The 14,962-nt window shown below is 61.7% G+C and carries 11 protein-coding genes; 6 read left to right on the plus strand and 5 right to left on the minus strand.

The annotated features are described in order from the left end of the window. Nucleotides 1-109: 109 nt before the first annotated feature. Nucleotides 110-1,963 carry an acetyl-CoA hydrolase/transferase C-terminal domain-containing protein gene (locus J6524_RS22955; RefSeq protein WP_225674701.1) on the minus strand — a complete coding sequence of 618 codons (1,854 nt, stop codon included), beginning with the start codon at nt 1,961-1,963 and terminating at the stop codon, nt 110-112. A 340-nt stretch (nt 1,964-2,303) separates the two neighbouring features. Here J6524_RS22955 and J6524_RS22960 point away from each other — a divergent pair, with 340 nt between their 5' ends. The 5 genes from J6524_RS22960 to J6524_RS22980 all read left to right on the plus strand — a co-directional run bounded on the left by J6524_RS22960 (nt 2,304) and on the right by J6524_RS22980 (nt 5,853). Then, a complete protein-coding gene (locus J6524_RS22960) occupies nt 2,304-3,713 on the plus strand; it encodes a TolC family outer membrane protein (protein ID WP_376712063.1) in 1,410 nt (469 codons plus the stop codon). Nucleotides 3,714-3,781: 68 nt separating this feature from the next. Next, the gene (locus tag J6524_RS22965) at nt 3,782-3,952 is read left to right on the plus strand and encodes an alpha/beta fold hydrolase (RefSeq protein WP_225674705.1); all 171 of its coding nucleotides are present in this window, start codon (nt 3,782-3,784) and stop codon (nt 3,950-3,952) included. A gap of 33 nt (nt 3,953-3,985) precedes the next feature. Beyond that, on the plus strand, nt 3,986-4,408 hold the full coding sequence (locus J6524_RS22970; protein WP_225674707.1) for a hypothetical protein: 423 nt from the start codon (nt 3,986-3,988) through the stop codon (nt 4,406-4,408). Then, on the plus strand, nt 4,401-5,501 hold the full coding sequence (locus tag J6524_RS22975; protein ID WP_225674709.1) for a hypothetical protein: 1,101 nt from the start codon (nt 4,401-4,403) through the stop codon (nt 5,499-5,501). The genes J6524_RS22970 and J6524_RS22975 overlap by 8 nt, the downstream gene beginning before the upstream one ends. A 76-nt stretch (nt 5,502-5,577) precedes the next feature. Next, the gene (locus J6524_RS22980; protein WP_225674710.1) at nt 5,578-5,853 is read left to right on the plus strand and encodes a hypothetical protein; all 276 of its coding nucleotides are present in this window, start codon (nt 5,578-5,580) and stop codon (nt 5,851-5,853) included. Between the two features lie 102 nt (nt 5,854-5,955). Here the strand turns inward: J6524_RS22980 and J6524_RS22985 are convergent, their stop codons facing one another. The 4 genes from J6524_RS22985 to J6524_RS23000 form a co-directional block, all read right to left on the minus strand. Then, nucleotides 5,956-7,551 (minus strand): FAD-binding oxidoreductase, encoded by a 1,596-nt coding sequence (locus J6524_RS22985; protein ID WP_225674712.1) that lies wholly within the window; start codon nt 7,549-7,551, stop codon nt 5,956-5,958. Between the two features lie 136 nt (nt 7,552-7,687). Then, the gene (locus J6524_RS22990) at nt 7,688-10,810 is read right to left on the minus strand and encodes an efflux RND transporter permease subunit (RefSeq protein ID WP_225674714.1); all 3,123 of its coding nucleotides are present in this window, start codon (nt 10,808-10,810) and stop codon (nt 7,688-7,690) included. 23 nt (nt 10,811-10,833) lie between these two features. Next, the gene (locus J6524_RS22995) at nt 10,834-12,054 is read right to left on the minus strand and encodes an efflux RND transporter periplasmic adaptor subunit (RefSeq protein ID WP_376712068.1); all 1,221 of its coding nucleotides are present in this window, start codon (nt 12,052-12,054) and stop codon (nt 10,834-10,836) included. A gap of 159 nt (nt 12,055-12,213) precedes the next feature. After that, nucleotides 12,214-13,608: a CoA transferase gene (locus J6524_RS23000; RefSeq protein WP_225674718.1), complete on the minus strand. Its 1,395-nt coding sequence runs from the start codon at nt 13,606-13,608 to the stop codon at nt 12,214-12,216. A 209-nt stretch (nt 13,609-13,817) separates the two neighbouring features. Between J6524_RS23000 and J6524_RS23005 the strand changes: the two genes are divergently transcribed. After that, on the plus strand, nt 13,818-14,105 hold the full coding sequence (locus J6524_RS23005; protein WP_225674720.1) for a hypothetical protein: 288 nt from the start codon (nt 13,818-13,820) through the stop codon (nt 14,103-14,105). Nucleotides 14,106-14,962: the final 857 nt, after the last annotated feature.

The following is a 14,962-nucleotide window of genomic DNA, read 5'->3' on the forward strand; positions in this document are numbered from 1 at the left end:
GCGAAGCAATCCATAGTGCCACAAGCGGAAGCATGGATTGCTTCGTCGCTTCAGCGCAAAATTGCTTTGCAATTTTGTCGCGAGCTCCTCGCAATGACGGCGATTGGCGCTACCGCGCCCCACTCCTCGTCAGCGCCGCATTGACGAGCGCTCGATAGGCGCGCTCGGCAAACGTTATTGGTCGATCGAGACCCAATCGCGCCAGACACTCGCGCTTCAACGCATCCGGCGGCTGCGTCATTCCCTGCCACAGCAATCCAGGCAGAAGCAGCGGCCTTCGCTGCGCTTCCCGCAATAGCTGCAGCGCCGGGATCAGCCGCTGCTCGACTTCGGTAAAATCGCTGCCGAACGGGAACGGCGGCAACAACCCGGCCTCACGCGCGGGCTTTAAGGCTTGCGCGATCCGCTCCGGAAAATTCTCGCGATGGGCGCGCGGAATTTCATGCTGCTTGGGCAGCTTGCCGGCATCCTTCGCGACCCTGGCCAGCTCGTCCTGGAAACGCGAATCGGTAATCGCCAGCATGGCCGCAATCGTCTCGGCGTCCGATTTGCCCCTGATATCGGCAACACCGTATTCGGTGACGAAGACGTCGCGCAGATGTCGCGGGATGGTCTCGTGACCGTAGTTCCAGCGGATGTTCGAGTGCGTCTCTCTGCCCGCCTGCCGCGTCGCTTCCAGCGTGAGGACCGAGCGCGCGCCTTGCAGCGCGAAGGCCTGCGCGACGAAATTGTACTGGCCGCCGACGCCGCTGACGACCTGACCGTTGTCGAGGCCGTCGGAGACCGCCGCACCCATCAACGTCGCCATCATCGCGTTGTTGACGAAGCGCGCGCCGACACGCGCCCGCCGCTTGGCTTCTTCGTCCCCGTAGAGTTCATTGGTGAAGGACACTGGCATCATCTGGATGCGCGCGAGCTGCTCGTCCGGCATTTCGCACAGTGCGCGATAGAGCGATTTCGGCCCGAGGAAGAAAGCGCCGTGCAGCGTCACGCCGTCGACCTCGCGCTTGAGAATGCCGGCATTGATCAGGCCGAGAAACGCCTCGATCAGCATTTCGCTGACGCCGTAAAGTCCCTTCTCGAACGGTCCGGCATGCGCAGGCTCGATATCAGGCGCAAGCCGCTTCATGACGGCGCGGAACTGCGCATTATCGCGATGACGGACGATCAGCCCCTGTGCGAGGCCATCGCCGACCTGCCCGATGCCGATCTGCAGCGTGCCGCCGTCGGGGACGAGGCTCGCGGCGTGAAGTCCGATCGCGTATTTGGTGTCGCTGACCGGCTCGGCCGGTGGGGCGAACAGCGGAAACTCCGTCGCGGTGCTGTCGAGGACTGCGGAAAATTCATCCGCCGGCAGATCGCCAGCCCCCGGCATGAACGGCAGCTCGGAATTGACCTGGCCGATCAGCTTGAATGACGCCTGCCCCTCGCTGCGAGCACGCAAAACATCGAGCGTGGTGTCGGTGTTACAGCTCAGGCTGTAGCGTGTCTTGCCATCGACAACACGTTTCGCAACGAGCTGCGTGACAACGTTCAGACCGCGCGTGAGCAGATAGGACGAAGCATGGGTATAGTTCGCGGAGATGTAATGCTGCTGGGCGGAAGGCACGTGCAGCCATTTGCCGGCGAGGAAGAAGAATTCGATGACCTGGATATTGGGCGGCAATTCACCCGCATGCAACGCGCTGGCATAAGCGAGATCTGGATAACCGCCGAATAGGCGATCGATCACCGGATCGATGAAGCGCCGTTCGAGCAGGCTCGAGGCCCGCGGTTTTTCCAGCGTCAGCGCAGAAAACAAAGTGAGCTTGATCGAGCGATCGGCGGCGGCGCGCGCATACAGCGCGTTGACGATATGATTCGCTTTGCCAAGCCCAAGCGGCAGGCCGACTACGAGATCGGTTCCGACATCGCGGATGATATCCTCCGCGATCGCTTCGGGGTCGGAAAACAGCTTTGGCATCAGTTGCGAATCCGGGGCAGAGCTGGAGAGCCAATCGCCCTGAATCGGACGCCAGCCAGTTGAGCATAGCGCATTTGTCGCGAAGTTTTGTCTGTGACGAACCGGCAACAGCCAAGCGCGTATTTCACCGAATTAATGTACTGATGTCGCGCGGCAGTTTGCCTGTAGCGGCGACGCCCCCTAAACAGGTAGACGAACCGCGGCTGCCGGTGCTGACGGGCAGTGCATGATCGGGAATAACGGGCAACCGGCGTTCCCCGAAGATCATGCCCAAATAAACAGATAGAGCGGGATGGCTCGAAACAGGGTTATCACGTTCTCGTGTTGACTACGGGATCAAATGGCTAGGCGCGCCGCTATAGTTGGCCACGTTGAAAGACGGTTGCTTCGATCGAGCATTTACGTTGCTTGTCTCGTCTTCGCGGCACCGGCCGCGCATGGCGAAAGCCTGCCCGAGGCGCTTGCCAAGGCCTACCAGACCAACCCCGCCCTCAATGCCGAACGCGCCCGCCAGCGCGCGACGGATGAAAACGTGCCGCAGGCGCTCTCGGGTTATCGGCCGCAGATCATCGCTACTCTCTCCGCCGGCTTTCAGGCGGTGCGCAACTTGCTGCCCGACAACACCGTCCAGTCGGCGAACCTGAAGCCCTGGACCATCGGGGTGACCGTGTCCCAGACATTGTTCAACGGTTTCAAGACCGCCAACAGCGTCCGCGTGGCGGAACTGCAGGTGAAGTCCGGTCGCGAGGCGTTGCGCAATGTCGGTCAGGGCGTGCTGCTCGATGCAGTCACGGTCTACACCAATGTTCTCGCCAACCAATCGCTCGTCGAAGCGCAACGCGCCAACGTGGCGTTCCTGCAGGAAACGCTCAGCATTACCCAGAAGCGGCTGAATGCCGGTGATGTCACGCCCACTGATGCCGCGCAGGCCGAGGCGCGTTTAAGCCGTGGCCGCGCTGATTTGAACGCCGCCGAGGTCAATCTGGCGGTCAGCCAGGCGACCTATCGTCAGGTCATTGGCAACGCGCCCAACACGCTCCGCCCCGCTGACACCGTGGACCGTTTGCTGCCGCGCAGCCGCGACGATGCCACGGGGCTTGCCTTCCGCGAGCATCCGGCGGTGATGGCGGCAAGCTTTGATTTTGATGTCGCCTCAACCTCGATCCGCGTAGCCGAGAGCAGCCTGATGCCGACCATCACGTTGCAGGGCAGCGCCAGCCGCAGCAAGCAGTCCGATCCCACGCTCGGCACCTTTGGGACAGACCAGGCTTCCGTAACGACTCAGCTCACCCAGCCGATCTATGATGGCGGCATGGCCGCCTCCCAGACCCGGCAGGCCAAGGAAATCGCAACTCAAAGCCGGCAGGTGCTGGACCAGGTCCGTAACCAGGCCCGCACCGCCGCGGTCGGCGCCTGGGTCGCCAACGAAGGCGCCAAGATTGCGGTCACTGCGTCCGAAGCCGAAGTCCGCGCCGCGACCGTCGCGCTGGAGGGCGTGCAAAGGGAAGCGGCCGGCGGCCAGCGCACCACCGTCGACGTGCTGAACGCGCAGCAAGACCTGATTCTGGCCAAGGCCCGGCTCATCGGCGCTCAGCGCGACCGCGTGATCGCCTCCTACACCCTGCTTAGTGCCATCGGCCGGCTGGATGTCAGGAATCTCGGCCTCAATACGCCCGATTATCTGCCCGAAGTGCACTACCATCAGGTGCGCGACGCCTGGCACGGGTTGCGGACGCCGTCCGGGCAGTAGGTTGTATTCTCTCCCACGGCAAGCGCTGACCGCAACGCTATGCGAAGCTGGAGGTCCCGGTCGCGATCTTGCGGGGTGACAAGGACAGCATTACTCCGGTCGAGCAGGCGCGCGATCTCAAAACGCTGTTGCCGCCTGATACGGATCTGACATTGCTGTCGGCGCTCCGCCATATTCCGCAGATCGAGGATCCCGGCATGTTCAACGATGCCCTGCTCAAGACGCTTGCAAAACTCTAGACTGGGCAGAGATTCGACCTGGCCGGAGACATCATGGACGTCATCAGACTGTGCGCCTGGGGCTATGCCGCCCTGCTCGGCTTCGTGATTCTTACCGGCTACATCCCGGCTTTCATCGACGCCAACGATATGATTTTCGGCCTGTTTCGCCGCACCTGGTATGCCGACGGGCTACACCTCGTCTCGGCGCTATGGGCGGCCGCGGCGGCGATGACTTCACGCCGCGCCTCCGAATTGTTCTTTCAACTATTCGGCGTGTTCTATTTCGCCGACGGCGTGCTCGGCCTCTTGACCGGCAGCGGCTATCTCGATTTCGGCATCCTGATCAACGGCGTGCTCAACCTGCCGCTCTCGACGCGGTTTTTCGCCAACGCCCCGCATCTCGGTCTTGGCGGCGTGGCGATCGTGATCGGCTATCTGCTCGCGCCGCGGACGCGGACCGTCGTTCATGCTTAACTGGCTGCGGCGCATTCTCGCTGTCGTCGCAATCCTGATTGCACTGACGGTGCTTGTGCCGCTGACCTATATCGAAGGCGTCTGCCGGCCCGAGGCCAGCACGTCGGCCTCGACAGCGCCGGCGGTGGCGCTACCCGCCATCGATGAGCCGGGTTACCGGCGCAAGCTGAACAACACGTACTTTACTTTTCCCGAGTGGTACATCGTCTATTCCTTCGAGGATTTCGGCCGCTTCCTCGACCGCTCCAGTGAAAGCCAATTTGGTTATCTTAGCCACATCTTCGGGTTCTGGCGGAGCTTCTGCACCATCAACCGAGCTGTCCCTGCGACGGGAGAATCGCTCGCCGAGGTGAAGACGATGATTTACGTCATCGGCGTCAGCTATTCCGTCGAATACGCCATCAAGGGATTTTACGAGAACACCATCGGCCGCGTGTTCGAATGGATCAGGGGCGAGAAGCGTACGCCGCAGGACGAATTCGGCCGCGCCGTGCTGCAGGACTATGCCGCCTTCCTCCACACCATCCCTTGGTACAAATATCCGTTCCGCGAGAAGCTCCAGGACCTGTTCGCGATCTCGGCGCCGACGCCAAGCAGCTTGCGCAGCTGGGAACGCGACTTCGCGCTCGGCGCCGAATATTTCGTCAAGATCGGCTATGCCTCGCTGATCCAGAAGGCGCTCGACGCCAGCAACGACAACGAGCCGCGCGACATCATGTTCGTGGTCGCGACATTGCCGCCCGAAGTGCTGGCAAGGGAGCCGCGGATCAAGCCGGTCCGCACGCTGACCGCGCAATGGCAATTGGTGCAGACGCCGCGCTACAAGGATTTTAGCGAGATTGTCCAGAGCCTGTTAGATAAGGGATATGGCATTGCGGAGGTCGCGGGCAATCACGACATCCTCATCACGGTGATTGCCCCCGGTGCCGCGAAACTCGATATCAAGGGGACGACGGAGCTGTTCTCACTGGAGCTGGATGCGCGGCCTGGCTTTAGCCGGACCGGCCTGAAGGCTAGGATCGACAAGCTTGTCGACATCAACCGCGAGCTCAAGGCCAGGGGTGCAAGCATTGAGCACTTCTACGATTACTGACGGATGTCAGCGCAGAGCCGGCCGATCGTGCCGGATTGCGGGCGCCATTGCGCTCGTTATCTTCGGCTGGCTAGCTGTGGTCGTTGCGCTGACTTTTGGCTCCGCTCCGGGCAAGTCGATGGCGATTGTTGGTCCACCGTCGCAAACGCTGGCAGCCATCGCAAAGGCCAATGGACGGATCCTCGCCTCAAACGATTACTTCACCATCGCCCGCTCCGATGATGCCGGCTTCGTCGCCCGTCTCTACGCGGCAGGCGCCCTGCTGGTACTCGACGCGGAACAAGCCGGCGGCTGCAGCGGCCTGCCGCTGTCATTGCGAGCCACCCGGTCGGCGCGTAGCGCCGCCGGATGACAGGCTCCGCGAAGCAATCCATATCTCGGCTAGGTGAACCATGGATTGCGTCGTCGCCTTGCTCCTCGCAATGACGCGAAGAGTTTGGAGAAACTTGCGAAGCTACGACGCGTACTTCTGATAGAACGTGTTCGTGAACAGCTCACCCGGATCATACTTCCGCTTCGCCGCGAAGAAGTCGTTGATCTGCGGATACGAGCGCTGCAGCTGATCCTTCGAATAATAGAGCTGGTAGGGCAGGAAGAATCTGCCCTTGTGCGCGATGGTAAGATCGATCAGTTCCTCGGTTGTCTTCTTCATGCGCCGGTTGCCGTCTTCATCCGTGGTCTGGTTGATGTAGAGCACCAGCGAGAACGCCGGCTCCGGCGAATAGGTCAGGAAATTGTCTTCCTGATACACCACGCGCACCGACGCATTCAAGAGGTTGGTCTTGTTGTCGGTCAGCACCTTGCGCATGCCGTCGACGAACGAGATGAACTGGCTGCGCGGGATGAAATATTCGTGCAGGATATCGGTATCGTCAGGCAATGAGTTGCGCAAGTAAGGCACGGAATCGTGCATCGGGTCGTTGCGGTTGACGAGGCAGGCCTCCGCCGACCCGATCGCCTGCGCCCGCGTCACTGTGCAGTTTTCCATGCGATGCTCGATGTGCTTCTCCGAAAGCCATTTCACTTCCTGAAACAGCGGCCCCTGCTTGGCGAGATTGACCGTGAGCCGGCGCAGCTTGACGCCGGACACTTCGCCGAGCGGCTGTCGCTTGAAGTCGCTGCCGTCGACTTTTGTGTAGGTATAGAGCAGCAGCTCCTTCAGAAAACTGCTCGGCGCGGTCGAGAGATGGCCGTACATCAGGCCGATATCGGCGTTCTTCTCGATCTCGCCAGCGAACAGCGCGGGAAATTCCTTGTAGTCCATCAAGCGGCGGCCGGTCTGATAGACAAGGTTGTCCGCGATGTCGAGCTCGGCCTCGACGATGACGCCGAACAGGCCGTAGCCGCCGACCACGAGATTGAACAGATCCGCATTCTCGGTTGCCGATACCGTTTGCTGCGAACCATCCGCCAGCATCACCTTCATCGACTTGATCGATTTGGCGAGCGCACCGGCCTGATGGTCCATGCCGTGGGCATTGACTGAAATCGAGCCACCGACGGTGAAGATATCGGTCGACTGCATGGCGCGAACCGCAAAGCGCGGATGCAGCACGTTCTGAATATCGTGCCAGGTCGCGCCCGGCTGCACCGTGACCGATCGCGAGCTCTCATTCAGAACGATCTTGTTGAAGTCGCGCATGTCGAGCACGATGCCGCCCTTGCGGAACGCCTGTCCGCCCATACTGTGGCGCACGCCGGCGGTGGTCACCGAGAGCTTGTTGTCGCGCGCAAAGGCCAACGTCTTGGCGATATCCTCGACACTGCGCACCGCAACCACGCCGTAGATTTCGGTCTTGCTGAGGCAGCTCGCATCATTGATGCTGCCGCCAAGCTGCGACCATTTCACGTCCTTCAGCGGCGCAATCGCCTTGATCCGCTCCAGATCAATTTTCGCCTCTTCGCCGCCGACCGCGGGCCCGCAATCCTTGTCCCCCGTGGGATCAGCAGCCAGCGCCTGAAGCTTGCGGTAGCTGTAAACGCCGAGCAGCACGACGACTACGGCAACGACCGACGCGCCGGTTTTGAATTTCTGTGAAAATTTTCGCATGAAGTGATTCCAGGATGGCGAGATATTCCGGGCGGGCTATTGATTAGTCAAATTGGGACGATACCGGTTCGATAGCCCGGCTGCATTACTGAACCGTTCCCGCGCCTCACTTCTCGGGTCGCAGTCTTCATTGCCTTTAGCGCGCGCGGCGCGAGAACACCGAGATCAGCACCGGCAGCGTCACCAGGATGACGAGCGGCGCCAGCATCATGCCGGTGACGACCACGATCGCCAGCGGCTTTTGCACCTGCGAACCGATCCCCTCCGAGACCGCCGCCGGCAATAGCCCGACGCCGGCGACCACGCAGGTCATCAGCACCGGCCGCAGTTGCAATTCGCCGGTGCGGATCACCGCCCGAATCCGCTCATAGCCTTCGTCGATCAGCTGATTGTACTGCGACAGGATGATGATGCCGTCCATCACGGCGATGCCGAACAATGCAATGAAGCCGATCGCGGCTGAGACACTGAAGGGAATGCCTGAGATGAATAATCCGAGCACGCCGCCGAAGATCGCCATCGGGATCACGCTCATCGCGAGCAGCGTGTCGACCATCGATCCGAAATTAAAAAACAGGAGCACGCCGATCAGCGCGAGGCTGATCGGCACCACGATCGATAGCCGCCGGATAGCGTCCTTGAGGTTGCCGAATTCGCCGACCCATTCGATCCGCGACCCCGGCGGAAGCTGGACCTGCTCGGCGACCTTGTCCTGCGCTTCATGGATCGCGCTGCCGAGGTCGCGGTTACGCACCGAGAACTTGATCGGCAGATAGCGCTCCTGCCCTTCGCGATAGATGTAGGCGGCGCCCGAGATCAAATTGATCGAGGCGACCTCGCTGAGCGGGATCTGCGTGATCGCTCCGCCCTGCCCGGCTACCCCAATCCGCAGATTGTGGATCGCCTCAGCGCTCTTGCGATATTCCGGCGCCAGACGAACGATGATCGGGAAATGCCGGTCGCTGCCGGGTTCATAGAGATCGCCGGCGCTGTCGCCGCCGACCGCGACCTTGATAGTGGCATTGATATCGCCGGGCGACAGGCCATAACGCGCCGCCCGCGCGCGATCGATATCGATCTGGATCGTCGGCTGGCCAAGTGAAGTGAACACCGCAAGATCGGTGACGCCCTGCACGGTGCCGAGCACGGATTTGATCTTGTTGGCGGTATCGGTGAGCGCCTGCAGATCGTTGCCGTAGAGCTTGATCGAATTCTCGCCCTTGACGCCCGACACCGCTTCCGACACGTTGTCCTGCAGATATTGCGAGAAGTTGAATTCGACCCCGGGGAATTTGTCCTGCAATTGCCCCAATAGTTGCACGGTCAATTCGTCCTTGTCGCGGGTATCAGGCCATTCGCTGATGGGCTTTAGGGGCGCGAAGAATTCGGCATTGAACACGCCGGCGGCGTCGGTGCCGTCGTCGGGGCGGCCGTGCTGCGAAACCACCGATTCCACTTCGGGCCGCGCGCGGATCATCTTGCGCATCTCGTTGACGTAGGCGTTGCCCTCCTGCAGCGAAATGGTTGGCGGCAGCGTGGCGCGGATCCACAGATTGCCTTCTTCCAGCTTGGGCAGGAATTCCAGTCCGAGCATCCGCGCGAACACGATGGTCATCAGGACCAGACCGGCGGCGCCGGCGAGCACGATCCTGCGGTTGATAATCGCCCATTTCAGCACCGGCACATAGAGCCGGTCGAGTTGCTTCACGACCCAAGTCTCGCCTTCATGCAGATGTGAGGGAAGGATGATCGCGCTCAAAGCCGGCGTCACCGTAAAGGTCGCGATCAGTCCGCCCGCCAGCGCATAGGCATAGGTCCGCGCCATCGGCCCGAAGATGTTGCCTTCAACGCCGCTCAGCGTGAACAGCGGCAGGAAGGCGGCAATGATGATGGCGGCGGCGAAGAAGATCGAGCGCGACACGTCGGCAGCCGCGGAGAGAATCGCGTGACTCTTGATGCCCATCGTGGTCTCGAAGGAGATATGGCTCTGCTCGACTTCCGACAGCGCAGTCGTCAGGGTCAGCCGCCGGAAGATCGCCTCCACCATGATCACGGTGGCATCGACGATCAGGCCGAAATCGATCGCGCCGACCGACAGCAGGTTGGCGGATTCGCCGCGCAGCACCAGGATGATGACCGCGAAAAACAGCGCAAACGGGATCGTCGCGCCGACGATCAGCGCGCTGCGGAGGTCACCGAGGAATACCCACTGCAGCAGCACGATCAGGATGATCCCGACCACCATGTTGTGCAGCACCGTATGCGTGGTGAGGTCGATCAGATCCTTGCGGTCGTAGATGCGCTCGATCTTGACGCCGGGCGGCAGCACGCTGGAATTGTTGATCTCGCGAACGAGCTTTTCGACCCGGGCAATCGTCGGCGAGCTCTGCTCGCCGCGCCGCATCAAGACGATGCCCTGCACGATGTCGTCGTCCTGGTCGAGGCCGGCAATGCCGAGCCGCGGCTTCTCCCCGATCGTGACATGGGCGATATCGCGTACCAGCACCGGATTGCCGCCCGATTGCGACACCATGGTGTTGTTGAGATCGTCGATCGAGCGGATCAGGCCAACGCCGCGCACCACGGCCGATTGCGCGCCGATGTTGACGGTGTTGCCACCGACATTGATGTTGGCGTTGGAAACGGCCTGCAGCACCTGCGGCAATGTCAGCCCGTTGGCGACCAGCTTGTTGAAATCGACCTGCAGCTCATAGGTCTTGGTCTTGCCGCCCCAACCGGTGACGTCGATCACTCCGGGTACGGCGCGGAAGCGGCGCTGCAGCACCCAGTCCTGCAGCGTCTTGAGGTCGAGCACGCTGTAATTCGGCGGGCCTTTTAAGCGGTAACGAAAAATCTCGCCGATCGGGCTGAGCGGCGAGATGGTCGGCTGCACATTGCCTGGCAGCGGCGGCAATTGCGCCAGGCGGTTCAATACCTGCTGCAACGCCTCTTCATAGGTGTAATCGAACGAGAATTGCAGTTTGACGTCGGACAATCCGTACAGCGAGATAGTTCTGATAGTACGCAGATTCTTGATGCCGGCGACCTGGGTCTCGATCGGGATCGTGATGTAACGCTCGATCTCTTCCGACGACAGGCCCGGGCTCTGCGTCACGATATCGACCATGGGCGGGGTCGGATCGGGATAGGCTTCGATATTGAGCTGCTTGAATGCGATCAGGCCGCCGACCAGCACCGCGATAAACATGCCGACCATCAAATATCGGCGGCTGACTGCTAGGGCGACCAGGCGATCCACAGATCGAAGCTTTCAATGAGGGATCAGCTGCCGGACGCGGCACGATCAATGAAGAGTGCGCCCTTGGTGACGATCTGCTCGCCGGGCCTCAAATTGCCGACCGCCTCGACGAGATCGCCATTGGTGAGGCCGGGCTTGATCTGACGCAGTTCAATCGTCTTGTCGGCATGCGCGACCCAGATCCGGACCTGATCGCCCTCATAGATCAGCGCCTGCTTCGGCACGCCGACCGCCGGACGGTCGCCCGCCGAATAGATGGTGACGTTGGCGAACATCTCGGGCCTCAGCGTACCGTTCTTGTTGTCGATGGTGGCGCGCACCAAGAGCCGCCGCGTTGCCGGATCAATCGCGGTGGCGACGTAGTTGATCCGCGCGGACAGCGAACGGCCCGGCAGCGCCAGCACGTTGAAGGTCACGTCCTGCCCGATCGCGACATCGGCGCAGTCGCTTTCGCGGACGAAGGCCGTGAGCCAGACGGTCGAGAGGTCGCCGATCACATAGACGGGATCGCTGGCGCCCGCATTGACGTACTGGCCCGGACCGATTTTGCGCTGGACCACGGTGCCGCCGATTGGCGCGAAGATAGTGATTTCGGGATTGATGCGGCCCTTTTCCTGGAAAGTCGCGATGTCCTCGTCGGTGAGGCCAAGCAGACGCAATTTGTTGCGCGCGGCTTCCAGCGCGGTCTGCGAGGACCGCATGTCGTTCTGCGCCTGGATCAAGGTCGCTTGGCTCTGCTGATAGTCCTTCAGCGGAACGGCCTTGCCCTCGAACAGATCCTTGGCCCGCTGTCCCTGCAGCTCCGCCAGATCGAGCGCGGACTTCGCCTTGTTCATCGCGGTCATGGCCGCGATGAAATCGTTTTGCGCCTGAATGTTGTCGGCGGTCTCGATCACGAACAGCGGCTGGCCCTTGACGACGGTGTCGCCCGGCTTGGCCAGCAGCCTGGTGACGCGGCCGGCATAGGGCGAGAACACCGGCGTCGAGCGATCTTCGTCGATCGCGATCTTGCCTTCGGTGACGTGCTCGGCGCGGAAGCCGCGTTCGGTGACGGGCTGAATAGTCAGGCTGGCCCATTCGGCCGGGCTCGGCGTGTAGCGCTGCAGCCCCTTGCGGGACTGGCTCGATATCTCCGAATGCCCGCGCTTTGAGCCGCCGATCTGGGTCGTGCCATAGGCGGCCGCCCCGGCCAACGCCACCAGGGCGATGGCCACGGCCCAGCGTTTCGGGCTCATGATCTGCATTCGCTTGGCAAATTCGTTAGGCATGCGGGGCGGGAACCGATCAGCGACAATTTGTCTCAGCCATGGCCTATAGTGCCTAAACAGCGTTCTGCACAACCGAAAAAACAGGAAAGCAGCCCCTCCGGACGCAGTTAAAGTTCCGAACGGTTGGCAGCACTGTCATTCCCGAGCCGGCCATTGCGGTGGATGGCTGCCGAGCGGCATCGCCGGACGGGCCCAAAACGCAGGCGTTTTCGACAGAATCGCTGAATGCCTGACCGACCGCAGCACGCCAAAACCTGAATCCACCTCCTCGATGAAGGGCAGCACCGCCTCCCCCGTAAGATCACGGGTATCCAGCCCGCCCGGGACTCGTCCGAGATTCCACAGCCAGCGTCCGGTCTGCGCCAGCGACACCTGGACGTGCCAACTGCCGCCTTCACGCGCCCGACGCGCTTTCGCCATCATGGCGCCGAACGCCATGAAGTAGCCGGTGGCGTGATCGAGCATTTGCGCCGGCAATTCCTTCGGCCCAACGATGCCGGCGGCCTGCCCCTCCGCATGGTTGAAGCCGGTCGCGGTCTGCACCAGCGAGTCGAAGCCGCGCCGCTCCGCCCATGGCCCGGCATGACCATAGGCCGACAACGTGACATAAATGATGCCGGGATTGATGCGCGCGGCGTCTTCCGGCGGGAAGCCAAGGCTTGCGAGCGCGCGCGGCCGATAGCCCTGCGAAAAAATATCCGCCTCTCGCAGCAGTTCACGCAAAGCCGTGCGCCCCTGCTCGTTCTTGAGTTCGACAAAGCTCGTCAACTTGCCGCGGCCGGTGTCGATGGTGAGCCACGGAATCGCCGGCAGTTCGGGCCCTGAGATCAGCAGCACGTCGGCGCCATGCGCGGCGAGCGTTCGCCCCGCGACCGGCCCCGCGATCACGCGCGACAGGTCGAGCACGCGAATGCCGGCAAGCGGCCGTTTGCCCCTCGGCCACCGCTTTGGTGCAGCTTCGCCGATTTTCGTGATCGAGATCAGCGGCAATCCGGCCAGCGCCCTGGCGTGGGGCGTCGCCGACCATTCGTCGTGAGAGCGCATGAAGGCGACGACGGCGCCGCCCGCATAGGCTGCGGTCTCGAACGCTTCGCCGTCCCATTGCAGCAGAGCGGCCTGAACGGCGTCACGCTCCGCCTGGCAGTTCAGCACGCGACAAACGGCGTCGCGATGATGCGGAAAATTGGTGTGCAGCCGCACGAAACCGTCGCGGGTTTTGTAGGTGCCGGCGATCGCATCCCAGGCCGGCGGTGGCGGCTTGCCGTCGACGCGGAGATAACGCTCGCTCCGGCATTCGACCACGGCGTGGCGCATATCGACGGTGACTTCCTGCGCCTCGCCGCTGCGCATTTTCCAGATCGCGGCCGCGGCGAGCGCGCTTGTCGCGACGCTGATTTGTGCGGCGGCAGCGACGCGAAACGAGGACGGCAGTTGTGGCCCCTCGCCGGTCAGCGTAAGTGCGTCGAGCGCGGAAGCTTCGCCGCCGACGGAGGTCCAGATATCGGAAAGGATTTCGCGGGGGCTTTGCATTAACGTCCTTTCACTGGCGCCTGATGCCTTTGCGTGCTTCAGATTGTGTTCGAGCAAGCGTAGCCCGGAGGGTATCAACGGGTCGCGCGAATGCGCGCCTGATGACAGGCTCCGCGCAATCCAGGTCAGGGCGATCCGCTTGGTAAGATCGTCCTGGATTTCTCTCGCGCTCCATCCAGGCTACGTCCCTAACCAGCGAAGGAGTTGCAATGGCTGCCATCGATCCCCTGACGGCAGGTGCCGTTTTTCTTGCAACCGCCGGAACGGATGCAGTGTACGTCATGTTCACCTCGGCGGTAGTGGCGCGCAAACGCGTGCCGGCGGCAACATGGAGCAGCATCTGGTATCTGCTCTCGTCATACGCCGTCATCAGTTACACCGACAACTGGGTCTATGTTGCTTTTGCAGGCATAGGTTCGTGGGTCGGTGCGTATGTGACCATTACGTTTCTGCATCGTCCGCCGGGCGGCCCGCCCGTTGGGGCTGCGCCGGAGTAGCAGTCGATCATCGTCCTTCGCAAAAGCAAACGATCCAGTACGCCGCAGCTTTTCGGTTCGATCACTGCTGTCTCCAGATCGTCATTGCGAGCGCAGCGAAGCAATCCACGTCGGCTCGGGGATAAATGGATTGCTTCGCTGCGCTCGCAATGACGTGGATACAGCTTCGCGATCTCGCGACGCATCACGCCCGAGGTTTTGCATCTTCTTTGCCCTCATCAAAGTCGGAGGGCGCAGGGAAGACCGGGTGCTGGCTGCACCCGCGGTCTCGTGTGCTGCTTGCGCAAAAGGAAACGCACACGAGCATACAGGTACAGCGGAAACACTCCGGCCTTCCCTGCGCAATGGCTTTACGGCTTACTTCGTGCTCTTCCTGGTGAACGGCTTTATTGCCACCATCGCCAGCGAAAACCTGCTTCGCCGACTTAACGCCAGCACCGCGGCATCAGAACCACACGACTTCGCCGTACGCTTGCGGCGCGCAACGTCTCTCGCGCCATCTGCGTCCATCGCATCTCACCGCGCGTTCGTGACGTGGCCGCCGCCCCTCATCTTGCCGTGAGACGGGCGGAGTTATGCGACTGATTTGGGTGAAAACGGAAGCGGAATATTTTTGCTTCCGGGGCTTGACGCGATTTCTGAAAATCAGAAGTGATTTGGGTCTCGTGCCAGTTTGTCGCGGGCAACTGCGTAAAATGTCCTTGCGCTAGGGCAAATCACTCCGCAGCCGTAAGATGGGCAAAACGCACTGCCCATTTTGAAGCACGGTCGGTGTACCGCGAGATGGCCGGCCAGGATGATCGCCACAAACCCAACTCGTGTCGTCGCACAGAAAACACGTAGCGGGTTCGACTACC

It is taken from the genome of Bradyrhizobium hereditatis (genome assembly GCF_020329435.1).
In the GTDB taxonomy this organism is placed as follows: Bacteria; Pseudomonadota; Alphaproteobacteria; order Rhizobiales; family Xanthobacteraceae; genus Bradyrhizobium; species Bradyrhizobium hereditatis.